The sequence below is a fragment of the Marinobacter sp. PE14 genome (genome assembly GCF_053566155.1).
This window is the reverse complement of the sequence record NZ_JBQXNY010000003.1, coordinates 549,334-572,362: the sequence shown is the minus strand read 5'-3', so window position 1 is coordinate 572,362 and position 23,029 is coordinate 549,334. Positions and strand designations below refer to the sequence as shown.

Sequence of the window (23,029 nt, the reverse complement as noted above, 5' to 3'; positions counted from 1 at the left end):
CAGCTTCCCAGAGTCAGGTTTGGACAACTGCGCTGTCTGTTCGTAAGCACACACAGGGCGAAGAAAGAATTTCAGGGATCCCACCACCGGGTCATCATCGGTTTGACGGTCAGTCCGTGAATGATTATCGAAAGTACGACTACCACCAGCGTGATATGGATAAGCTCCAACGCCAGCTCTTCCGGCAGGCCGAAAACAACGGCGAACATCAGATAGTAGAGAGAACCGATTCCCCGAACTCCAAACCAGCCCACCAGCATCTGCAGCCGCCAAGATGCGCCAGAGCCAAGCAAACCAAGAAATACGCTTACCGGTCGAACAACCAGAAAAAGGAATAACCCCAGACCAACAGCACGGAGGCTCCAGGAGTCGGCAAACAACATACCGCCCAACAGCACCACCAGTACCAGTTCGGACAAGCGTTCAAGGGGCTCCTTGAACATCAACGAACCTTGAGACACCTGGCTGGCAAGATGGGGGCTATTTTCGTGCGGCTGATGGAAAGAGGCTGAAGACGCATCCTGGCGCTGGTAAGATTTTTCATCCCGGGCCAGCGTTATTTCGGATTGCCGCAGCGAAATGGCCGTAACAAACACACCCAGAAACCCCCAGGCATCGATCAGCAGGCATACGCCATAGGTCAGGCCGATAAGGCCAAGGCCGAGGAAATCGTCCAACAACGGGGCCGTTCTCTCGTGGGATCGCTGCCCTCGTACAAGTTGAGCCAGCAGCCGCCCTGTCACAAGCCCGACCACGATGGCCGATACCGTTGACCAAAAGACGTCCTTAAGAACCCAGCTTCCAAGCAATTCGTCACTGATCGGAGCGCCGAGCAACAAGAGCCCCAACATTACAAACGGAAACGCACTGCCATCGTTCATGCCCGCTTCACTCGTCAGAGTAAATCGCAGGGGATCGGTATCCCCCATGTGCCGTACCTGGACATCCGTTGCCAACACCGGGTCGGTAGGCGCCAGTATGCCTCCCAGCAGAATCGCCGCCCCAAGGGGAAGTCCAAGCAGGTAGTAACCAAAGGCTGCCGTAAACGCGACACTGACGGTCATAGAGACAAAAGCCAGACGCAGAGGTACATGCCATGCACTCCATCTGAACGGCACCGGCATCTTCGTACCGGCGACAAACAACGACAACAACACCGCAAGCTCTGCAAGCACTTCCAGCAAATGTGCCTGTTTCAGCGGGTTAAAGTGAAATACACCGAAAACCGAGGGGCCCAGGAGCACACCTACACTCAAATAAACCATGGACGATGTCAGATTCAAACGCTTAAGCACCGGCGAGCGAACCCCCATCAGGATCAATAAGGTTCCGATCACGACAAACCAGACGGCGTTGGTCAAAGTTATCTCCCCAGATTCATGAAGCTGGCAGATGCCTGTTCGTGTTCCTCAAGTTATCGAGAGAGCAGAGCGGCTTCTGTGCGCTAACCCACCTCAGCAGCACTCTGTTTGTTAACGCACAGACACTGCCCCTGCTTGAAGGGAAGATGGTGCGACGTAGGCGAAGCTTCTGATTCAACGCGGGCCTCCGTTCGATGAACGCATTATCTGGCCACAGGGCCGAAGGAGCTGAAATGAACAAGGACACCATTGAAGGCAACTGGAAAGAACTGAAAGGTAAAGTGAAAGAGCAGTGGGGCAAGCTGACGGATGACCGCCTTGACGAGATTGCTGGCAGGCGCGAACAACTGGCCGGCGAAATTCAGCAAGCTTATGGCGTCACCAGAGACGAAGCGGACAAGCAAATCAAAGACTTCGAAAAAATCTCCAAACGCTGATATGACCCGTAGTGCCTTGACTGAGCTGCCTGCTGGCGTTTTCGCAGGCAGTGTTTGAGCTATCAACCTCTTTACATCGAAGGCGCAGAATCGGTCGACAGAAAAACTAAAGTAAAGCCCAACGCTTCGTTATTTTTCTGCGCTCTGCGGGCCAGCGTACAGACCAGGCAACGCCTCTCATCCTAATCTAAACCTTGATGTGGCGATGGACCAGCCAATACAAGGTAGTTGCATCATCCGCCGCAGGGAACGCGGCGCAACCAGAGTTGCGGTTTCTCAGAAAGGTGATCAATCATGAACAACATTGTTTATATCGTCGGTGCAGTCGTTATCGTTCTGGCCATTCTTTCTTTCCTCGGCTTTCGCTAAGCTGGGGCGGATTGGGCAATCAGAAGCCAGCGGTTCATCCCGGAACAGGCCAGGCAGGAGCCTGGCTTGAAATCTGCGCGAACGAGTTTCCGAAACGCTCGCACTAAAGAAATGATGCTGATGGTGCCCCTCTCTCAATCCCCACCCTTTGTCTCTGATATTCACCGGGCTTCAGGCGGGCTAAACTGCCCCTCCTTACCGACATCAGGACTTTTCAATGGCCCGTTTTACCGAAATCGGAACCGCAACGATCCCAGGCAAGGGAACCCGATTACGTCTTTTGCAGCGAAATGATGAGTTTTCCATCAAAATTGCCGGCACCACCGGAGAATTGATGAACAGCCGGATCCACGGCTCGGAGGACGCTCTTGCCACCCTCGCGTGCGAACGGATTGCCGATCAGCCTGCTCCCCGAGTTCTTATCGGCGGCCTGGGCATGGGGTTCACGCTGGCAGCAGCGCTGGCCGCTCTGGGCGACGATGCGCAGGTGACGGTAGCCGAGCTGGTTCCCGAAGTAGAAGCCTGGAATCGCGGGCCGCTGGGCGCTGCGGCGGGCAACCCGCTGAACGACCCGAGAGCTCGGGTTCACATTGGTGATGTGGCCGAATTACTCAGAAACGGCGAGGGCGAATGGGATGCCATTCTTCTCGATGTCGACAACGGTCCGGAAGGACTAACTCGCAAAGAAAACAACTGGATCTACTCACCGGATGGCATTGCGGCCGCCCAGAAAGCCCTGCGACCTGACGGGATCCTCGCCTACTGGTCTGCCGGCCAGGAGCATTCCTTCACCGAGAGGCTGCGACGGGCAGGATTTTCTGTTGAGCCCGTCACGGTGAGGGCCTTGCGACCCGGCAAGGGTGCCCGCCACGTTATCTGGCTGGCGTGGTAATCATTAATCGGCTCTACCGGAATCTGTCCTGGCTCAATTTGGGACTATTTGTTTGTTATATACTTATTCCAAAGCCAAGAAGCCCGGGAGAGATTCAATGACCAAACCGATCATCACAACAGCCTTGCTATGCTCCTTGCTTTCCATGCCACTGCTAGCGCAACCCCAAGCAGATAGCCCGGAAGCAATGGTTGCCGAAGCACGTTCCCTGGTAAAAAGCTTCGGCGGCTCACTGAAGCAGGCGCTCCAGGCGGCCATCAAAGAAGGCGGCCTCACCAACGGTATTGGTGTTTGCAAGACTGTGGCACCGGAAATCGCCAGGAACAACAGCAGCGGCGGCTGGGCCATCAGTCGGACCAGTCTGAAAGTCCGGAACCCGGAAAACACCCCAACCGACTGGCAGGAGATCCAACTGCTGGCCATGGACAAACAGCCGGTCAGGGACGGAAAACCGGTAGAGGTCTGGCAGGTCTCCGAAGCGTCCGGGCAGCCGGCATTCCAGTATATGAGCGCCATCCCAACACAGAAGCTTTGCCTCGGCTGTCACGGTAAGTCCATTGCCCCGGAGGTGAAGGCAAAACTGACTGAACTCTATCCTGAAGACAAGGCGACCGGCTTCTCTGAGGGCGATTTGCGGGGCGCGTTCGTTGTTACGCGGCAAGTTCCAGTAAACTGACCAGAGCAGCAGGCCACCGTAGGCGATCAGACCCAGAAAGTGCTTCACTGCCTCGACCACACACCGGGGCTGAGCCTATTGCCAGCCCCGCGCCGCCCTTTTAAAGGCGGCTTTCCTGATTCAGCCGAAACTGTTCGATGGTTTTCCTGAGATTCTCGGCCATGGCCAGCAGGTCGCCGGCGATTCTCGCTGTCTCCTTGGCATCCCCGGAGGTCTGCTCGGCCGAGCGACTGATTTCAATCACGTTGTGATTAATGGATTCGGAGACATCGCTCTGCTCGTTGGCAGCGCTCTCCATTTCCTGATTGAGGTTGGTGATCTCCCGCACAGCAGAGGCAATGGTTTGCAGCTCAGACTCTACGGTCAGAATGGCTGAAACCTGATGCTCTGCCATCTCAGAGGCGTGACGCATGGTAGCCACACAATCGACAACCTCTCCCTTCAGTCCGTTGATGGTGTTCCGGATTTCCTCCGTTGAATCCTGGGTTCTCGACGCCAGCGCACGTACCTCATCGGCCACCACAGAAAAACCGCGCCCCTGCTCTCCGGCACGGGCCGCCTCGATGGCGGCGTTGAGCGCAAGCAGGTTGGTCTGGTCAGCGATATTGGAGATTACCTCCAGCATATCCGTCATCTGGCTGGTACGTTGATCAAGCTGCTCAATGCGTTTTGCGCCACTCTGGACCTCGGTGTTCAATGCCTCGATGCCTTTTACCGCATTCCGGGCAAGACTCTCACCCTTGCTGGCGGATTCCGCAGTATCTGCGGATTTGCGGGTGGTATGAATGGCGTTTTCCCGGACCTGAACCGCAGATGCGGCCATCTCGGTAGTGGCGCTGGCCACCTGATCGGTATTATCCCTCTGGGCAAGCACTTCCCTCTCTGTAGTGTCAGCTTTCCCCGCAATGCTCCTGGCCGCTCGTTCAACCTGTTCGGCATTGTCCATGACGGTATTCATGCTCTCCCGTATCTTCGCCATCATCCGGTTGAAAGCCCGGGAGACCGAACCGATCTCGTCGTTGCGGGTAACCTCAAGCTCAATGGTCAGGTCAGAATTGCTGGAAATCTCGTCCATACGGTCGTGGAGTCGCCGCAAACGGGAAAACACCAGTCGACTCAAAGCGGCGGCGGTCAGGAAAAACACTGCAGCAAAGATGGCTACCTGAATGCCGCCACTGGTCAGCAGCTGCTGCAAACGGGCATCGCTGTCAGCCATGGAATAGTCCACCCGAATGGCACCAAGAACGTCACCCTCATTAGCCTGATGACAGCCAAGACAGTTGACGCCCTGATAGTTTTCCATCGCGATCACGGGCTCGATCAGTGTGTAGACTCGCCCGTCCTCATTGCTGGAATAGGATTCCACCCGCTCACCGGCAAGCGCTTTCTTGTCCAATGGTTCTCGCTTCTGTTCCGACTCGTTGCCGCTGCCGAAGATCCGGTTCAAATGGTCACTGCGAATCACCCGCACGTCCAGCACGTCTTCAGACGCCATCACCTTTTTCCGGAGCACGTCCCGGTTACCGATGGTGCCGGTGACCATCATGGTGTTCAGCCCATCAAAATAGGATTTCGCCAGTCCGTCCACGTATTTGTGACTGAACTCTTCGAGATGATCACGCTGCGAGTCCGCACTGTAGATTACGGTAAACACGAGCACCAGGGAGAAGGCAGCCGCCAAAGCGGCAAGTAAGAGAAAGCGGATGGAATACTGTTTTTTCATGGAAACCCGACACAGAGGCCGCGCGGCATGCGGCCAGGACGTTGTTTTGACGTTTCGTGATGACAACTAACTGTCGCCAAACTTTATAGATATGCGTCAATTATTTCCTGACCCAGATCAGATCCGGGAAAAGTCGTTTGCACACAAAGGATGGAGGGAGCCCTCAGCCTGGGACTCTATGGAGTTGGCCTGAAAGCTGCACAGCATGATGACAAGCATTCGTGATTCCCAACGCTGACTGTTCGGAAACCGCACTCCGGTTGACCGAAGGAGGAAACCCATCCATGTCCCTACTGACCTCTCTGATCCGGGCGAGCACCCAGTTCCAGCAGGCCATGGAAAGGCGCCAGACGCCCTCAACAGGGCCGGAAGCCGCGCCTGGCAAAGCACAGGCAAAGGCCATGGAAACCGAGCCGACACCTGGCGATGACCGCTTTACACCCTCGGAGAACAACCAGTCTGACCTCTCACGGCTGAAAGCCCGCCGACTGGCCATGACCGACTACAAACAAACTGTGGGGCAGGATCTTGCCTTCGTTCGAGAAACACTGCGGCACAAACTTGCCGAATACAACCTGCACCCGGCAACCGCATTAAATGTGAGCAAAACTGAAAATGGCAGCGTTGCGGTAGAAGGGAAAATCGCCGACAACACACGCATCCAGATTGAAAAAGACCTGAACGTAAACAAAAACTTCAAGGAAGCGTTCAATCGCCTCAGCGTTAACGAGCCAACGCTGCACTTTATGGACAATGCGCTCAAGCTGAACCAGGCGTACGGGGTGAATAACCCGCTACTGGACACACTGATCAGCGAGAACCAGCAATTCAATGGCCTGCAGGACCTGGTGCACCGTTACGACACCATGCGCCGCTCGGTCAGTGCCGAGCAATTGGAAGCTGCGGGAAACAGCCGGGCGTACGCCTTCAATCTGAACGCCCGGGCGTAACGAAAGGACGGATCAGGATAATCAGACCTCGAACGGTGCCGGATCTCCTTTGCCGACACGGGTAACTATCGGAGCCTCGCCGGTAAAGTCCACGACCGTGGTAGCCTCCATACCGCAGAATCCCCCGTCGATAATCAGATCCAGCTCATGCTCCAGGGTTTCCCGGATTTCATAGGGGTCTGTCATTGGATCGGTCTCGCCCGGCAGAATCAGGGTGCTACTCATGATTGGCTCACCAAGCTCGCCCAACAGCTCCTGGACAATGGCATTATCAGGCACACGGACGCCCACTGACCGGCGCTTGGGATGAAGCAGTCGCCGGGGCACTTCACTGGTGGCATCCAGAATGAAGGTGTAGGGCCCGGGAGTGAAATTCTTCAGCAACCGGTACTGGGTGTTATCCACCTTGGCATAGACCCCGATGTCCGAAAGATCCCGGCACACCAGCGTAAAATTATGCTTGTCATCCAGACGGCGAATCCGCTTGATCCGATCCGCCGCCTGCTTGTCACCCAGGTGACAGCCAATGGCATAGGCTGAATCCGTGGGATACACGATTACCCCGCCACGACGCAGGATGTCCACCGCCTGATTGATCAGACGCTTCTGCGGCGTCTCCGGATGAATCTGGAAAAACTGACTCATTAACCCTCTCCCTGTGCGGTCCGCGTCGCCATCGCCGGATCTTTCTTCGACCCGCCCATACAATTCGGAGACTCCGGCGCCGACTGACCGGTCGCCTCCCACTCTTCCGGTGAATATAGATGCAACGCCAGCGCATGAACCGGGCCCGCCAGTTCCTCGGCAAGCACCTTGTAGATCGCCTGATGCCTCCGCACCCTCATCTGCCCCTCAAACTCCGGCGACACCAGGGTCACCTTGAAATGAGTTTCAGAATTAGGCGGCACACTGTGCTTGTGGCTCTCGTTCTCCACCTGAAGCACACGCGCCTCGAAGGCGTCGTTCAGTTTGGTTTCAATTGTATTCTGGATTTTCATGTTTCGAGACTCCTACTGCTCAACCCGTGATAGAAAAGGGCGAATGGCAAACGGTCGAAAGCGGGTGTGGAGATGGCTTTCCCAAAAGTGTGTGTTGCCATGGATGGCAACACCAAGCCCCCAGGGATGGGTTCACGGCGTCTTTTGGGAAAGCCATCTTCACAGCCGCCTCCACCAACACCCCCAGTCTACTACACATACAGGACACACCCGAGAGCCTTGACACCATAAAGCCAAAGCGCCACATTCCCATCCCGATTCCAAAACACCCGAAACCCCATGCACCTGTACATCGCCGAAAAACCAAGCCTCGGCCGCGCCATCGCTGCCGCCCTACCCGGCCCTCACCAGAAAGGCCAGGGCTGGATACGCTGTGGCAATGGCGAAAACGCTGCCACCGTAAGCTGGTGCATCGGCCACCTTCTCGAACCTGCAGAACCCGCACGCTATAACCCCGCGTGGAAGAAATGGCGCCTGGAAGACCTGCCGATCTTTCCCGACAAATGGGAAGTCATGCCCAAGGACAGCGTGCAGCAGCAATTAAAGGTGCTGGAATCCCTGATTCGCCAGGCCCAGACCATTATTCATGCCGGCGACCCGGATCGGGAAGGCCAGTTGCTGGTGGACGAAGTTATCCGCTATTTCGACGCCAGCGCACCGGTGCAACGGATACTGATCAACGATTTGACCCCAGCAGCCGTGGCCCGGGCCATCCAGAGCCCGAAGGACAATCGGGAATTTCGCCGCTTGTCCCATTCCGCCCTCGCCCGGCAAAGGGCTGACTGGCTCTATGGCATCAACCTGAGCAGATTTTATACACTCAGCTATCAGAAGCAGGGTGAACAGGGGGTCTATTCCGTTGGCCGGGTACAAACCCCGGTGCTTGGCCTTGTCGTCGAACGTGACAACACCATCGAACACTTCCAGCCCAAGCCCTATTACCGCATTGAAGCAAGGTTCAGGGCCCAGGAGGAAGAGGCTGACCAGCAAACCTTCACCGCCCGGTGGCAGCCCAACGAGCAGTTCCAGGATTACCTGGATGAAGAGAACCGCCTGCTGAACCGGGAAATCGCTGAACAGATTGCCGACAGCGTTCGAAACCGACCCGGCACCATCACCGAGTCCCGCTTTCGGGATCGATCGGAAGCTCCGCCGCTGCCGTTTTCCCTGTCGGCCCTCCAGATTGAAGCAGGCCGGCTGTTCAGGATGGGCGCCAAAGAAGTATTGGATACCGCCCAGAGCCTTTACGAGCGGCACCAGCTCATCACCTACCCGCGGTCCGATTGCCGGTACTTACCGGAAGGCCACTATAGCCAGCGGGAGCAGGTGATAAGGGCCATTGCACGAGTGGTACCGGATCTGGAGGAAGCCTGCAACGGTGCAGACCTCGACCGCAGGACTGCCGCGTGGAACGACAAACAAGTCGACGCTCACCACGCCATTATCCCAACCAGCCGCCCCACGCCCAACGGCAAACTCAGCGCAGCGGAAGAAAAGATCTACGGCCTGATCAGCCGCTACTACCTGATGCAGTTCGCACCAGATGCCGTCCACCGGGAAGGCAAACTGACGGTACGAGTGTCAGAGCACCAGTTCCGCGCGACGGAAACCGCCATCCTGGTGCCTGGCTGGAAAACGCTGGAACTTAAACTCCGGGAAGGACGCAACGAGCCGGACAAGACACCTCTGCCGAGGCTGGAAAAAGGTGAACCGGTATTCTGCGAAGAGAGCAGCCTTACCGAGCGGAAAACCCAGCCGCCCCAGCATTTCACCGATGCGACCCTGCTCTCGGCGATGACCAATATTGCCCGCTTTGTAACCGATACCGAACTTCGAAAAACCCTGCGCGAAACCGATGGCCTGGGCACCGAGGCGACCCGCGCGGCCATCATCGACACCCTGTTCAAGCGGGATTATCTGTACCGCGACAGCCGACATATCCGCGCCACCGACAAAGCCAAGGCGTTGATCAGTGCTCTGCCCGAATCGGTGAGCAAGCCGGATCGCACGGCCGTCTGGGAAGCCAATCTGGAGAGCATTCGCCGTGGCGAGGGCGATCCGAGGAAGTTTCTGGACACCCTCAAAGAAGAGATCCGCGGCTTTCTGGACAAGCCCCAGGGCCGCCCGACCGTCGACTCGGAGCGTGCCGGCACGACCTCGACAGAGGCACAGCCCCACTGCCCCAAATGTCGCGCCCCGATGCTGGAGCGAGATGGCAAATTCGGCCGATTTTTTGCCTGCACCCGCTATCCGGATTGCCGGGGCACTCGACCGCTGGAAGAAGCCACGCCTCAGGATGGTACTGGCCAGAAACCCATTCCATGCCCCCACTGTTTCTCGCCCCTGGTGCGACGAAAAGGCAAAAAAGGCTGGTTCTGGGGCTGCAGTAATTTCCCCGGCTGCCGACAAACACTGGACGACGACAACGGAAAGCCTGCAGTCCGTTTACGCAAGTCTACATAACGATACTGAACGCAGATCCACATTTTGTGATAATTGGTTGATATAGCAGAGTAGTCCATCGAAAGCTCTGCTCGATACCAGGCAAGAGAGCGACACTCCGGGAGAGGCTTAATGCGTATTGCTTTGCTTGAAGATGAAACCGAACAGGCACAGCACATCCAGTCGATTCTGTCTGAACGCGGGCATCACTGCGACAGCTTCCCTACCGGCCAAAATTTCCTGAGCGCGGTGCTGCATCGCAGCTACGACCTGCTTATTCTGGACTGGCAGATTCCGGACATGACCGGCATAGACGTCCTCGAGAGCGTTCGCGCCCAGCTGAACTGGCCGATTCCAGTGGTGTTTCTCACCCAGCGGGACAGCGAGGCAGACATAGTTCGGGCTCTGGATGCCGGTGCCGACGACTATCTCGCCAAGCCGGCCCGTGCAGCGGAATTGGTTGCCCGCATCAATGCCTTGGCAAGACGCTCCAATCCTGACAGCGAAAAGGAAGTGCTTCGCTATGGTCCGTTCGAAATCAACACGCAGCAAAGGGTCATTGCACTCCATGGTGAAGAACTGACCCTGACCGACAAGGATTTCGATCTGACCCTGTTCCTGTTCCAGAACCAGGGCCGGCTGCTGACTCGGGAAATGCTGCTTGAGCGCGTTTGGGGTCTGGCGCGGGATATCAATACCCGTACCGTGGATACGCATATGAGCCGACTGCGCCGTCGTCTCGGCCTGAACCCGGAAAACGGCTTCCGCATCAAGACGATTTACCAGCGGGGCTACCGCCTGGAGGCCATGAAGGCGCAGGACCAGGCCTTTGACGTCGACGAACCCGCCAGGGCAGCCAATGACTGACAGCCCGGCTCCGCGATTACCGGCACTGCTGCTGATTCTTTCACTGCTTGTCTGGGCAGCGCCCGCAGCGGCAGAACTGTCGGTAACGCGCGGTTCAGCCGGGCATTCCGACGTTTCGTCGGCCAACTCGGTGCCCGAGTGGATCTACACCTTGCGGCCGGGAGAAAGTTTTTCGGAAGTGGCCAGCGACCTGCTCGCCCCCAATTATCCCGCGAGTCGCCTTCTGCAGTACAACAAGATTGGCAACGGCGCCATTCTGGGTGCCGGCGACAGCGTGCGAATTCCCCTTGCCTGGCTAAAGCGCCAACCTCAGCCGGCACGGGCGACTTCGGTAACCGGAACCGTTCAGCTGATTTCTGGAAATACCGGTCGGAAAACGGCCCTGAGTGAAGATGCCCTGATTCGCGTCGGTGATGAAATTCTGTCGGCGTCCGGAACCGCCACTATTGAACTGGCGGACGGGTCGGAAGTAAGGATTTCTCCGAATTCGCGGCTCATCTTCAATCGCCTGACCCAATACGGCAAAGCCGGCATGGTCGATACCAGACTCCGACTCGACAGGGGGGAGATCCACACCCGGGTCAAGCCAGTCATGGAGGGAGGCGCCCGATTCGAGATTGAAACGCCTTCAGCCGTCGCCGCTGTCAGGGGTACCGCATTTGCACTCCAGACATCCGCAGAGGGCACTCGCCTGCAGGTAACAGAGGGTGACGTTGACTTCGGAGCTCCCGGCAAGACCCGCCGCATTCCTGCGGGTTTCGGAGCCAGTCTGTCCACCACCGACAATGACGGCCTGAGCATTCGTCGCCTGCCGCCAGCGCCGGCGCTCAATCCAATGCCACCGAGACTGACCCAACTGCCCACCACCATGACCTGGCAGGAAAGTCGCGCTCCCATGCACCGGGTGGACATCTTCGAAAGCGACACCGGTCGCTGGGTGGAAAGCCGAAAACTGACAGGCAACAGCTTTGATATCGGGCGACTGGATAATGGCAGCTATGAGGTTCACCTGGCGGCACTAGATACTCGCGGCACTGCGGGAATGCCCCGAGTCGTCCCGCTGGAAGTCGATCTTCAGGCCAGGACTGCCAGTCTTGTTTCTCCGGAAGATGGTGGCACCGTCAACGACGATATGCCCGAGTTTCGCTGGCAGCTTAACGGCGACAATGAAGTGGCTCGCGTAGAAATAGCCGAGGACCAAGACTTCCGGAACCTGATCGCCACCAGCGAGTGGGCACCCGAAACGGCTGCCCTGCCCTCACGCCCGCTTGGGCCTGGCAAGTATTACTGGCGCGTGGTGACCGAAGCAGGCGGCAATTCAGTCGCTACAACGCAGCCGCGGGAGCTGGTGGTCAATGGTAGCCTGCCTCCGGTTCGGATTATCAGCGTGAACTACATCGACAGCCAGGTAAGGGTGTTCTGGCAGAAGGTAGACACGGCGGCAGAATACCGATTGCAACTCTCGGAGGAGCCGAGCTTCAACAATATCATCAAGGAAGCAACACTGCCTGATACCACAGCAGCCTTGCGTCTTATTCCCGGAAGGCGGTATTTTGTGCGCCTGAAAGCTCTTTCTGATGGTCCACTGCAAAGCCGTTGGGGACCAGGGAGGGAATTGTACCTGGAATAATCCGTTGATCGACCGAAACACACAGCAGGGCTCATGAACCGGGATTGGCTGCCAATTAAAACGACCCCCTGGACTCTGGGCCTGATACTGCTGGCACTGCTCCTGCTTATCCAGACAACCGAACTGCCTCAACGCCTGGATTACTGGCTATACGACCAGATCATCACCTCGAATCCTCTGGAAGCCTCAGACGAGGTGGTTCTGGTGACTATCGACGAGCTCAGTCTGAATCGCCTGGGCCGGTGGCCCTGGCCCCGTAACCTGCACGCAGAGCTCATTGCCAAGCTCAATGAGGCAGGCGCAAAAACCGTTGTTTTCGATATCCTGTTCGCCGAACCGTCGCCGGAAGACCAGCAACTGGCGGAACAGATGCGCAGCCATGGCAACGTCATCCTGCCAGTCTATCTGTCGCCTCCCACCTCCCAGTACCTGTTAAGCGAACAATTGCCGGTTGGCGAGCTGGCTTCAGCGGCCGCCGGTCTGGGCCATGCTCACGTGGAGCTGGACAGCGACGGCGTTGCCCGAGGTCTTTACCTATTTAATGGCCTGGGGAACCAGCTCTGGCCAAGCCTTGCGCTGGCCGCAAGCGGTGTTGGGCCACAAGATCCAGAGGTCGGGGATACGCCTTCCTATGTCAATATTCGGGATCAATATCGTGCCGTGCCCCTGATCGGTGGAGCCGGCTCTCTGCAGTCGTATTCTTTCTCGCAAGTACTCAGTCAGCCGGCCGCACCTGAACACTTCAGTGGCAAAACGGTCTTTGTGGGCGCCACAGCCGCCGGTTTCGGCGACATACTACCCACGCCCTTCTCGGGGCTGAGCCGTCCGATGTCTGGCGTTGAGTTCCACGCCAACGTGTTGTCGGCATACATGAAGGGATTGTTGATTAGACCGGCGCCGGAGTGGGCGTCTGCCCTGTTGGCTATGACAACCATCCTGATACTCGCCCTCGCACTGCCACCCATGCGCCCGGCACGAACCCTTCTTGCCTGTGCGACGGCTCTGGTCGGGCTGGTCGGAATCTATCTGTTCATGCTGCTGACGATGCGATGGTGGGTACCTCTCGCAAACGCATTGCTGATCCCACTATTGGCCTTTCCGGTATCAAGTGGCCTTCGACTGGCCATGACCAACCGTTTTTTGAACCGGCAACTGGACGAACTGGCCAGAAGCCCCCAGGTCGCCCTGCCCGCGCCCTCGGGGAGGAACCCGACCCAACTTCTGGAACACTTCCAGGCCCTGTTTCGTCCCACAGGATGGCTTCTGATGGAGGAGAACGACATCCTCTCCGCCCGTGGACTCTCGCGAAGCGATATTCCGGATGACCTGACTCCGGGGCACTGGTTTCACGACAGCAATCGCAGCTGGATTCAGCTATTGCGAGCCGGCACCCGCTATCAGCTGGGCCTGCTGTTGCCCAATGATCTCGGGCGCGAGGCCATCCAACGCTATCTGCGCAGGCTGCATCTTGAGCAAGCCCTACCGGCGGATTCCGTTGCCAGACCCAGTGAAAACATTTCTGCACGAATCGAGCGGGTCCGCATTGCCACGGATCGGTTGAACCATATGCAGCAGTTCATCCGAAGAAGTTTTGAGCGCATGCCCGACGGCATCATCGTGACTGACGAACTGGGGGTTATCCGTTTTGCCAACGGTCACATAGAGGAGTGGTTCCGCGAGCCCATGCCGAGTCTGGCCGGACTTCCCCTAGTAAGACTGCTGGAAGGACATGATCCGCGGGAGACGCCACCCTGGCATGAAACCGTTTCCGACACCCTGACCCTATTACAGAGCCGCACCGTAGACCTCAGGATTCGCGACAAGGATTTCCTGATTCATTTTGCACCGTTTTCTCTGCCGGACAGCGACCAGCAAGGCATCATTGCCAATATTTCGGATATTTCGGAATTGCGGGAGCAGCAGCGCCAGCACCGCGAGGCTATCGACTTTATTTCCCATGACGTGCGTTCGCCTCTGGTTTCACAGCTTGCCCTGATCGAACAGTTGAAACGGGATCCCAGCCATATTGAACAGGAACAGCTAGAACAACTGGGGCGACTGGCCCGGAGAAGCTATCACCTGGCCGAGGAATTCGTGCAGCTGGCCCGGGCGGAACAGTTAACAGAAACCCGGTTCTACGAATGCGAATTCCTGGCCATCGTAGAAAACGCCCGTGACAGCGTCAGCGAGCAGGCTGTAGAGAAACAGATACAACTCCAGTTACAGGGTACCGAGGATTTGTGGCTGAAAGGCAATGCAGAGCTCCTGGAGCGCGCCGTCATCAACCTGCTGACCAATGCTGTTCAATACAGCCCGAGTGGATCGGACATCAGCATTCAGGTCTTCCGCGCTGGCCATCAGGCCTGTTTGACGATTGCCGATGAAGGTACCGGTATCGATCCGGAGGAGCTGCCGCACCTGTTTGACCGTTACCGGCGTCAAAAAAGCACTGAGCTGGCCGGAGTACACGGAACGGGGCTCGGACTATCCTTCGTCAAGACCGTTGTTGAAAAGCATAGAGGGGAAATTTCGGTGTCGTCGCAACCAGGCGAAGGTTCTGCGTTCACCCTCAAACTACCGATTGTCGACCCGATGGCCTGAGACTTCATACTCCAGGCCCGGGGTTCTAGTCTCAGGAACGGATGGATTTGCTTACAACATCGGAAGGCTCACTGATCAGCCCGTTGGTATCCTGAACCTGGATGGTGAAATACCAGGTCCCTGCATCCAGACCACTTACTTCGTAAGACATTTCCGCTTCGGCCTGAGCATTGGTAACGACGACCTCTTCGCTCAGCTCGCCAGCATCCTGGCCGTAACGGATCACATATCGGTCGAGCTCACCCATCGGGATACTCTCGCCGTTAACGCGAGTCAGGGGAGCACTCCAGCTCAATACTGCGGAACGCTCGGCAGACGGCTCTTGTCCGCCTGTGCCCCCGGAATCAACTTGACTGCCTGAACCGGCGGAACCTCCAGAATCGCCTGGCGACCCGACGCTAGCACTACTCGATGAACCACCCCCACAGCCTGTGAGGAGTGCTCCAAAAATAAACGCGGCAATCCATGCCCGTGACACTTTGATGACGCGTTTCATATGCATTAGGCACCAATATATCGTCGACTTTGTTAAATTGTATAAAACGCGGACGATTATCGGTGTGACGGTGATCATTTTCCTAATTACGAAAATGTCAATTTCCCGTCAGGGATTTGTAATAAAGCGGGGAAGTAATTGATCAGGCGGGCAAATTTTTGCCTAGCGAAATCAAGCGCCATACACAACGTTACAAAAAAGTCCGGGCAGAGGCAGTGGAGAACAAAATGGGTGTGCTGGAGTGCGAAAAAAGGTCCGCAAATACGGGCCTTTTAATTGTGGTGGGTAGGCTCAAAAAAGGTCGAATACAAACAATAAAGCCCGCAAAGATGCGGGCTTTATTTCAATAGTGGTAGCGGGGGCTGGATTCGAACCAACGACCTTCGGGTTATGAGCCCGACGAGCTACCAGACTGCTCCACCCCGCATCAAAACTGGTTGTTTACCGGGCTACCCCGATCAACGTGCGCGTATATTAAGGATTGGATGCGAAACTGTCAATCGATATCTTCGAAAAGGTCGGCCCGGTACTGGAGCTCTTCGGGCTCTGGGGCAACGTGATCTTGATAAAATCCCACTGTCTCAATCACTTCCTGAACAGGTCGAAAGGAGCGGCGGTGTTCAGGGGTTGCTCCGAGGCGGCGCAGGGCTTCCAGGTGGACCGGCGTCGGATAACCTTTGTGCTGCGCCAGACCGAAACCGGGGAAACGCGCTTCCAGCGCTTCCATTTCCCGGTCACGGGTTACTTTGGCAATAATAGAAGCGGCGCTGATCGCCGCCACCCGACTATCGCCTTTGACAACCGGTTCCGACGGCCAGCGCCACTTGGGACAGCGATTGCCATCCACCAGAACGTACTCAGGCACCACGGCCAGCCCCGACACTGCACGCTCCATAGCCTGCATTGTGGCCTGGTAGATATTCAGCCGGTCAATTTCGTGGGACTCGCACCGGCCAATGCTCCAGGCTTTGGCCTGCTCGAGAATCTGATCGTAGAGGGCATTGCGACGCTTCTCGGTCAGCTTCTTTGAGTCAGCCAGGCCTGCGATCGGCCGATCCGGATCCAGAATGACCGCGGCAGTCACGACGGCCCCGATAAGCGGCCCCCGACCGACTTCGTCCACACCGGCAAGCAAAGAACCGGTGTAGCAACATTCGAAGGGTGGCAAAGAACTCTTGGGCATCAGTGGGCACCCTGCTCTATCAGGTCTGAGATCGCCTGAGCGGCTTTTTCATCGGCCCCCTGCTTCAGCGAATGGTGCAAGTCGGTAAAGGCTTCTTTAAGCCGCGCTCTCTCTTCTGTGTTCTCCAGTCGCTCAAGCACTGCTGCGCCCAGACTCTCGGCCGTGGCGTCGTCCTGGAGCAGCTCCGGCACAAGCTGGCGCTTGGCGAGGAGATTGGGCAATGCGACATGAGGCACCTTCACCAACTTCGACAGGAGAGCATAGCTGAACCCGCTCAGGCGGTACCCTACAACCATCGGCTTTTTAAGAAGCATCGCTTCGAGTGTTGCCGTTCCAGAGGCCAGTAGCACAACGTCGGAGGCGGCCATCACATCTCTGGAACGCCCACGCACGATGGTAACCGGAAGCTTCACCTCCAAGGCATCGACCAGATCGCGCACCTGCTTCTCTCGGTCCCGGTTTACGCAGGGGATGACCAGTTGCAGATCAGGTCTTCTTTCCTGGATCCAGCGAGAGGCCTCAAGGAACAAGGTACCAAGCCTCTCCACTTCTCCTGCACGACTACCGGGAAGAACCGCCAGTACGGGGGCGTCCGCATCTATTCCCAGCGACTCCCGCATTTTGAGGGTATCCGGCACCATGGGAATTCGATCCGCCAGGGGATGGCCTACGAAAGCCACAGGCACCTGATGCTCCTCGTAAAACCTCGCTTCGAACGGGAACAGGGTAAGCATCAGGTTTACCGATTTGGCAATTTTGAAGATCCGCTTCTGCCGCCAGGCCCAGACCGATGGGCTGACATAATGCACGGAAAGAATGCCGGCCTCGCGGCAGCGCCGCTCGATCGCCAGGGTGAAATCCGGAGAATCGATACCGATAACAACATCAGGTGGAGTGGCGAAGAAATAGTCCAGGAGCCGGGCCCGGATGCTGAACAGTTCACGAATTCGCCCGAGAACCTCCACCAGCCCCATGACCGAAAGACGTTCCATCGGCACCAGGGAATGAAACCCCTCCGCAACCATTTCCTCCCCGCCAATGCCAACGAACCGGGCCTGGGGATAGCGTTGGCGCAGCGAACGGATCAGGCCGGCACCGAGGATATCCCCCGATGCCTCACCGGCAATGATTCCGAATGTGATTTTACGCTCGCTGATGGCCGCGTGAGAAAGATCTGTCACCGACAGGCTCCCGCCGGGTTAGCGGATGATGCCGCGGTGAGCTCCACGCAGGGAGTCAATGAGGGGACGAATTTCTGCAACATCGGAGTAAGACTTCTCAAGCTCTTCGACAGCCTGTTCCGTCGTCAGCCCCTGGCGATAGATCACCTTGTAAGCGCGGCGCAAAGCCAGCAAGACATCCTTGCTGAAACCACGACGCTTGAGACCTTCCACGTTCATGCCGTGCGGCTCGGCGGACTGACCGCTCGCCATCACATAGGCCGGGATGTCCTTGAGTACGATACTGCCACCGGCCGCCATGCTGTGGGGACCAATATGACAGAACTGGTGCACCATGGTGCCACCGCCCAGAATCGCGAAATCGCCGACGGATACATGGCCCGCCAGGGTGGCACAGTTAGCCAGAATAGTGTTGTCTCCGACGATGCAGTCATGAGCGACATGCACGTATGCCATCAAAAGGTTGCCGCTGCCGATACGGGTTTCACCACGGTCCTGAACCGTGCCTCGGTGGACGGTACAATTCTCGCGGATCACATTGTTGTCACCAATCACCAGTGTGGTTGGCTCGCCCGCGTATTTCTTGTCCTGGCATTCCTCGCCGATACTGCAGAACTGGAAAATACGGTTATTCCGGCCGATAACCGTTGGCCCCTTGACCACCACGTGGGACAGGATCTCGGTACCCGCGCCGATTTCCACATCGGGGCCAATGTAGCTCCACGGCCCAACAGTGACGTTGTCCCCGAGCCTGGCTGACGGGTCTACAATCGCCTGAGGATGGACACCCGACCAGTCATTTGTCGCCATCAAACTTCTCTCTCAGCGGTCAGAATCTCTGCCACGCAGACGACTTCACCGTCGACCAGGGCGCGACACTCGAATTTGTAAATACCCCGTTTACCGGAGATGAGCTCCGACTCCATGCACAGTTGATCCCCCGGCAAAACCGGGCGCTTGAACCGGGCCTTGCTCGAGCCGGCGAGGTATTGTACCACGCCATCAGAAGGTTTCCGGCCCACAGTCACAAAACCGAGAATGCCCGAGAGCTGGGCCATGGCTTCGATAATCAGGACTCCCGGCATGATCGGGTTGTTCGGGAAGTGGCCCTGAAAGAATGACTCGTTGAACGAAATATTCTTGTAGCCCTTGATCGATTTTCCTTTTTCGACCTCCGTTACCCGATCCACCAGCAAAAACGGGTATCGGTGCGGCAGGTATTCCAGAATTTCGTCGATGTTCATCATGTTGATCGGCCTCAGCCCTCTAATTTCTTTTCCAGTTCTTTGACCCGTCGCGCCAGCGCGTCCAGTTGCCGGAAACGCACAGCATTCTTGCGCCACTGACGGTTGGTATCAGCGCTGGTGCCAGATGAATAGACTCCGGGCTCACGAATATCACCGGTCACCAGAGTCATACCTGTCAGATGGACCTGATCCGCAATCTCGAGATGGCCGGCCACGCCGGAGGCGCCACCAAACACGCAGTGCCGACCAATGCGAGTACTGCCGGCAATACCGACCATTGCCGCCATGGCGCTGTGATCGCCGATGCGAACGTTATGGGCAATCTGGATCAGGTTATCCAGCTTTACACCGTTGCCAATCACTGTGTCGTCCAGTGCCCCGCGATCAATGGTGGTGTTTGCACCCACTTCCACATCATTTCCGAGCACAACCCGACCGAGCTGCGCGATACGATGCCATACACCCTTCTCATTGGCGAAGCCAAAACCGTCGGAGCCAATAACGGCGCCACTGAGGATGTGACAGCGCTCACCAATGACCACATCGTGGGCCAGCGTTACCCTCGGCCGAATCAGCGTGCGGGATCCGATGCTGGCGCGGGCACCTATAACCGAGCCTGCTCCAACAACGACTTTCTCGCCGATCTCTGCTTCCGCTTCCACTACCACGTTGGGACCAATACAGGCGTCGTCAGCAATGGAAGCAGACGGATCCACCACTGCAGTTGCGTGAACACCGGGAGTAGCAACAGGGGCGGGATCAAACCAGTGGCTCAGTTGAGCATATCCGAGATAAGGGTTGTCCAGTAACAGGACGTTGGTCGGAGCATCTTTGACCGAAGCCGGCGAGACAATAACGGCCGAGGCGCGCGTATCTGCCAGGTATTTACCGTAGGACGGATTGGCAAGGAAACTGATCTGGTCGGGACCAGCCGCCTGCAAGGTCGCAAGGCCCGATACCTTCACATCAGGATCACCCCGTAGCTCCGCACCAAGGGCATTGGCAATATCCCCAAGGCGATAGGACCTTTCTGTCATTGCGAGCTCCCAAGCAACGATCAGGGCACCGGGGTGCCCATCACAGGTTAACGGTTCAGTTTTTCAAGAAGCTGAGAGGTCAGATTCATTTCCGGCTTCACATAGACAACCGCTTCGCTTGGCAGGATCAGATCGAGGTTATTTTCCTCAAGAAGCTCCTTGACCGCTGCGTCTACCTCAGGGCGGGCCTGCTCGAGAAACGCCTGCTTGCGCTGATTCACTGTTGAATCCAGCCGCTGCTTCAGAAAGTTGAACTCTTTTACCTTTTCCTGGAACTCGCCGGCCAGTTTGTTACGCTCGCTCTCGTTCATCATGGCACCGTCTTTTTCCAGGCGCTCCTGAAGCTTGCGAGCGTCTTCCTGTGCTTCGCGGACCCGGGCTTCGTCCCCGGCAAAATCCTTCTGAAGCGACTCGCTGAAGGTCTTGGCATCGTCAGACGAGAACAGTGCCTGACGCAGATCGACCACACCAATGCGGGTTTCGGCCATCGCTGGGAATGAAAACGCCAGCATCACAGCAGCGAACATCAACACAAATCGGGACATTGGTTTTCTCCTGGTTTTCATCCGTAGATTGTTATTATCCATGCTTTAGAAGGTCTGGCCCAGTGAGAACTGGAACACTTGGGTGTCGTCACCAGCCTTGTCGTTCAGAGGGTAGGCGAGACTGAATGCCAAAGGACCAACTGCAGTGATCCATTGGAAGCCCACACCCGCTGCCATCCTGATTTCGCTCAGTTCCGGATCATAGCCTCTTGCCGTGTCAAAGACCTGGCCGGCATCCAGGAAAAATGAAGTTCTCATCGAGCGGGTATCGCCGGCAAACGGCGTCGGGAAAATCAGCTCCAGGCCACCCTCGGTCAGCAGGTTGCCCCCAAAAGGATCAGGATCCGACAGGTCGTTTACGTTATTCGTTGCCCTCAGGCCAAGCGAGTTCGCCTCATAACCACGAACCGAACCATAGCCCCCCGTGTAAAAGTGCTCGTAAAACGGCATCTGGGTGAAATCGCCGTAGCCATCCCCATAACCGATCTCAGATCGCGCCCGGAAGACCCAGCGATTGTCATCAGTCACAGGGTAGTAGAAATCGGTTTTATGGGTGGCTTTGTAGAAGGTCAGGTCACTACCCGGAACCGCCACATCCAATGACAGCGAGTGACTGTAACCATCAGTCGGCAAAACACCACGGTTCAGGGTACTGCGACGCCAGCTTCCGAACAGGAAGAAGTTGGTGAACGAATCGCCCTCTTCATCAATAAACTCACTCACCTCCTGCGAGGTGAAAAGGCCTTCCTTCAGGTTTGACTGGGTCACACCAGCGCCGAAGTTCAGACGGGTGATACTGTCGGTAGGATAGCCGAAGGTGACTCGGCCACCGTACTCATCCAGAAGGAAAGAGGAGATATCTTCCTCTTCGTAGTCGGTCTCGCGGGCGAATACGCTGAAGCCTCTACTCACTCCGTCGACGGTGTAGTAAGGGTCCAGGTAGGAAATGTTTGCACTCTTGATGGCATCACTGACGTTCACACCGAAGGATACCCGTTTACCCGTGCCGAAGAAGTTGTTCTCTGAGACATTGGCACCAAGGATAACCCCGGAGTCCTGGGAGAAGCCGACAGAGGCGGACAGGCTACCTGTGGGCTGCTCCTCGACGGCGTAGTTCACATCAACCAGATCGTCAGTGCCGGGCACCGGCACGGTTTCAACGTTCACGGTCTGGAAGAAGCCAAGACGTTCGAGCTTGGTCTTGGAGAATTCGATGCGGTCGGAGGACGCCACGCCGCCTTCCATCTGGGTCATTTCCTGACGAAGCACATCATCACGGGTCGACACGTTGCCGTCGAAATTGATCCTGCGCACATAGGCTCGTTTGCCGGGCTCCACAAAGAAGGTGACGGCTGCCGTGTTGTTCTCACCGGGCTCCGGAACAGCATTGACGTTGGCAAAGGCATAGCCCTCACGCCCGAGCCGGAATGCCAGAGACTCGGAAATGGCCGTCATACGGGAGCGGGAGAACACGTCGCCTTCCTCAACCGGAATCAACGCACGCAACTCCTCTTCCCCGACGATTAGATCACCGCGAAGATTGATCTCGGAAATGGTGTATTGGGGCCCCTCATTCAGGGCAATTGCTATGAAGACTTTTTGTTTGTCCGGGGAAATGGAGACCTGACTGGATTCCACGTTGAAATCGAGATACCCACGGTCAAGATAGAACGACCTTAGCGATTCCAGATCCCCGCTTAACCGCTCTCTGGCGTACTTGTCCGAGTTGGTCAGGGAGTTCCACCAGCTCGTGGTCTGCAGCTCGAACAGCTCCTGCAGTTCCTCGTCACTGAAATCCTTGTTGCCGATCAGGTTGATATGGTGAATCGCAGCGACCGAGCCCTCATTGATATCCAGGCGAATCGCAACGCGGTTTCTCGGCAGTTCCTCGGCCGTTGCCTTTACCCTGGCGTTGTAGCGCCCCTGGGCAATGTAGGAGCGCAGGATTTCCAGCTCAAGACGTTCAAGGGTTGCGCGCCGGAACACCTGGCCTTCCTGAAGCCCGGCACCCGCCAGCGCGTCCATCAACATCTCGGTTTCAATGTTCTTGTTACCCTCGATCTCGATGTCACTGATGGAGGGCCGTTCGCGCACCGTCAGGATGAGTACGCCGGCATCCCGGCTGGCCTCAATGTCGGTAAAAAGACCGGTCCGGAACAGCGATTTGATCGCATCAGCCAGCTCGGTCTCATCCACCTGTTCGCCAATGTTGACAGGGAACGCAGAAAACACGGTACCCGCAGATACCCTTTGCAAGCCTTCCACTTCAATATCCGCAACAGTGAACTGATCAGCAAGTGCTGGCTTCAGGCCGGACATGGCCACAGCGAGGCCAACGGCTACACCTAGAAGAGAACGTCTCATTCAAATATTTCGCCTGGTTAATGCGCGTAA

The 23,029-nt window shown here is 56.8% G+C and carries 20 protein-coding genes and 1 tRNA gene; 8 read left to right on the top strand and 13 right to left on the bottom strand.

The features are described 5' to 3' along the window. Positions 1-71: 71 nt before the first annotated feature. Positions 72-1,361 (bottom strand): cation:proton antiporter, encoded by a 1,290-nt coding sequence (locus ACWJ62_RS13310; protein WP_449286612.1) that lies wholly within the window; start codon positions 1,359-1,361, stop codon positions 72-74. Positions 1,362-1,594: 233 nt separating this feature from the next. Between ACWJ62_RS13310 and ACWJ62_RS13305 the strand changes: the two genes are divergently transcribed. The 3 genes from ACWJ62_RS13305 (at position 1,595) to ACWJ62_RS13295 (ending at position 3,735) form a co-directional block, all read left to right on the top strand. After that, entirely contained in the window at positions 1,595-1,798 is a 204-nt protein-coding gene (locus tag ACWJ62_RS13305) for a CsbD family protein (RefSeq protein ID WP_449286611.1), read from the top strand. A gap of 586 nt (positions 1,799-2,384) precedes the next feature. Beyond that, entirely contained in the window at positions 2,385-3,059 is a 675-nt protein-coding gene (locus ACWJ62_RS13300; RefSeq protein WP_449286610.1) for a spermine/spermidine synthase domain-containing protein, read from the top strand. A 97-nt stretch (positions 3,060-3,156) separates the two neighbouring features. Then, positions 3,157-3,735, top strand: coding sequence for a Tll0287-like domain-containing protein (locus ACWJ62_RS13295; protein WP_449286609.1), 579 nt, complete (start codon positions 3,157-3,159; stop codon positions 3,733-3,735). Between the two features lie 100 nt (positions 3,736-3,835). Here the strand turns inward: ACWJ62_RS13295 and ACWJ62_RS13290 are convergent, their stop codons facing one another. Then, positions 3,836-5,458 (bottom strand): methyl-accepting chemotaxis protein, encoded by a 1,623-nt coding sequence (locus ACWJ62_RS13290; RefSeq protein ID WP_449286608.1) that lies wholly within the window; start codon positions 5,456-5,458, stop codon positions 3,836-3,838. Positions 5,459-5,742: 284 nt separating this feature from the next. Here ACWJ62_RS13290 and ACWJ62_RS13285 point away from each other — a divergent pair, with 284 nt between their 5' ends. Then, on the top strand, positions 5,743-6,408 hold the full coding sequence (locus tag ACWJ62_RS13285; RefSeq protein ID WP_449286607.1) for a hypothetical protein: 666 nt from the start codon (positions 5,743-5,745) through the stop codon (positions 6,406-6,408). Positions 6,409-6,429: 21 nt separating this feature from the next. Here ACWJ62_RS13285 and ACWJ62_RS13280 read toward each other — a convergent pair whose 3' ends face one another. Then, positions 6,430-7,053, bottom strand: coding sequence for an L-threonylcarbamoyladenylate synthase (locus ACWJ62_RS13280; protein WP_449286606.1), 624 nt, complete (start codon positions 7,051-7,053; stop codon positions 6,430-6,432). Further along, positions 7,053-7,406, bottom strand: coding sequence for a BolA family protein (locus ACWJ62_RS13275; protein WP_449286605.1), 354 nt, complete (start codon positions 7,404-7,406; stop codon positions 7,053-7,055). Before ACWJ62_RS13275 ends, ACWJ62_RS13280 begins: the two co-directional genes overlap by 1 nt. A gap of 279 nt (positions 7,407-7,685) precedes the next feature. Here ACWJ62_RS13275 and ACWJ62_RS13270 point away from each other — a divergent pair, with 279 nt between their 5' ends. The 4 genes from ACWJ62_RS13270 (at position 7,686) to ACWJ62_RS13255 (ending at position 14,946) form a co-directional block, all read left to right on the top strand. Then, positions 7,686-9,869: a DNA topoisomerase III gene (locus ACWJ62_RS13270; protein WP_449286604.1), complete on the top strand. Its 2,184-nt coding sequence runs from the start codon at positions 7,686-7,688 to the stop codon at positions 9,867-9,869. A gap of 111 nt (positions 9,870-9,980) precedes the next feature. Further along, entirely contained in the window at positions 9,981-10,715 is a 735-nt protein-coding gene (locus tag ACWJ62_RS13265; protein ID WP_449286603.1) for a response regulator transcription factor, read from the top strand. Then, positions 10,708-12,345: a FecR domain-containing protein gene (locus ACWJ62_RS13260; protein WP_449286602.1), complete on the top strand. Its 1,638-nt coding sequence runs from the start codon at positions 10,708-10,710 to the stop codon at positions 12,343-12,345. Before ACWJ62_RS13265 ends, ACWJ62_RS13260 begins: the two co-directional genes overlap by 8 nt. A gap of 33 nt (positions 12,346-12,378) precedes the next feature. Further along, complete coding sequence (locus ACWJ62_RS13255) at positions 12,379-14,946, top strand: CHASE2 domain-containing protein (RefSeq protein WP_449286601.1); 2,568 nt, start codon at positions 12,379-12,381, stop codon at positions 14,944-14,946. A 31-nt stretch (positions 14,947-14,977) separates the two neighbouring features. Here ACWJ62_RS13255 and ACWJ62_RS13250 read toward each other — a convergent pair whose 3' ends face one another. The 9 genes from ACWJ62_RS13250 to bamA form a co-directional block, all read right to left on the bottom strand. After that, the gene (locus ACWJ62_RS13250; RefSeq protein WP_449286600.1) at positions 14,978-15,442 is read right to left on the bottom strand and encodes a fibronectin type III domain-containing protein; all 465 of its coding nucleotides are present in this window, start codon (positions 15,440-15,442) and stop codon (positions 14,978-14,980) included. Positions 15,443-15,792: 350 nt separating this feature from the next. Next, a tRNA-Met gene (locus ACWJ62_RS13245) sits at positions 15,793-15,869 on the bottom strand. Positions 15,870-15,938: 69 nt separating this feature from the next. Further along, complete coding sequence (rnhB, locus tag ACWJ62_RS13240) at positions 15,939-16,625, bottom strand: ribonuclease HII (protein WP_449286599.1); 687 nt, start codon at positions 16,623-16,625, stop codon at positions 15,939-15,941. Next, entirely contained in the window at positions 16,625-17,806 is a 1,182-nt protein-coding gene (gene lpxB, locus ACWJ62_RS13235; RefSeq protein ID WP_449286598.1) for a lipid-A-disaccharide synthase, read from the bottom strand. The genes rnhB and lpxB overlap by 1 nt, the downstream gene beginning before the upstream one ends. Positions 17,807-17,824: 18 nt before the next feature. Continuing rightward, a complete protein-coding gene (gene lpxA / locus ACWJ62_RS13230) occupies positions 17,825-18,616 on the bottom strand; it encodes an acyl-ACP--UDP-N-acetylglucosamine O-acyltransferase (protein WP_449286597.1) in 792 nt (263 codons plus the stop codon). Further along, positions 18,616-19,053, bottom strand: a complete 438-nt coding sequence (fabZ, locus tag ACWJ62_RS13225) for a 3-hydroxyacyl-ACP dehydratase FabZ (protein ID WP_008170365.1) — start codon at positions 19,051-19,053, stop codon at positions 18,616-18,618. The genes lpxA and fabZ overlap by 1 nt, the downstream gene beginning before the upstream one ends. Positions 19,054-19,064: 11 nt before the next feature. Then, entirely contained in the window at positions 19,065-20,090 is a 1,026-nt protein-coding gene (lpxD, locus tag ACWJ62_RS13220; protein WP_449286596.1) for a UDP-3-O-(3-hydroxymyristoyl)glucosamine N-acyltransferase, read from the bottom strand. A 47-nt stretch (positions 20,091-20,137) separates the two neighbouring features. After that, positions 20,138-20,635 (bottom strand): OmpH family outer membrane protein, encoded by a 498-nt coding sequence (locus ACWJ62_RS13215; RefSeq protein ID WP_449286595.1) that lies wholly within the window; start codon positions 20,633-20,635, stop codon positions 20,138-20,140. A 45-nt stretch (positions 20,636-20,680) separates the two neighbouring features. Beyond that, positions 20,681-22,999 (bottom strand): outer membrane protein assembly factor BamA, encoded by a 2,319-nt coding sequence (bamA, locus tag ACWJ62_RS13210; RefSeq protein WP_449286594.1) that lies wholly within the window; start codon positions 22,997-22,999, stop codon positions 20,681-20,683. Positions 23,000-23,029 lie beyond the last annotated feature (30 nt).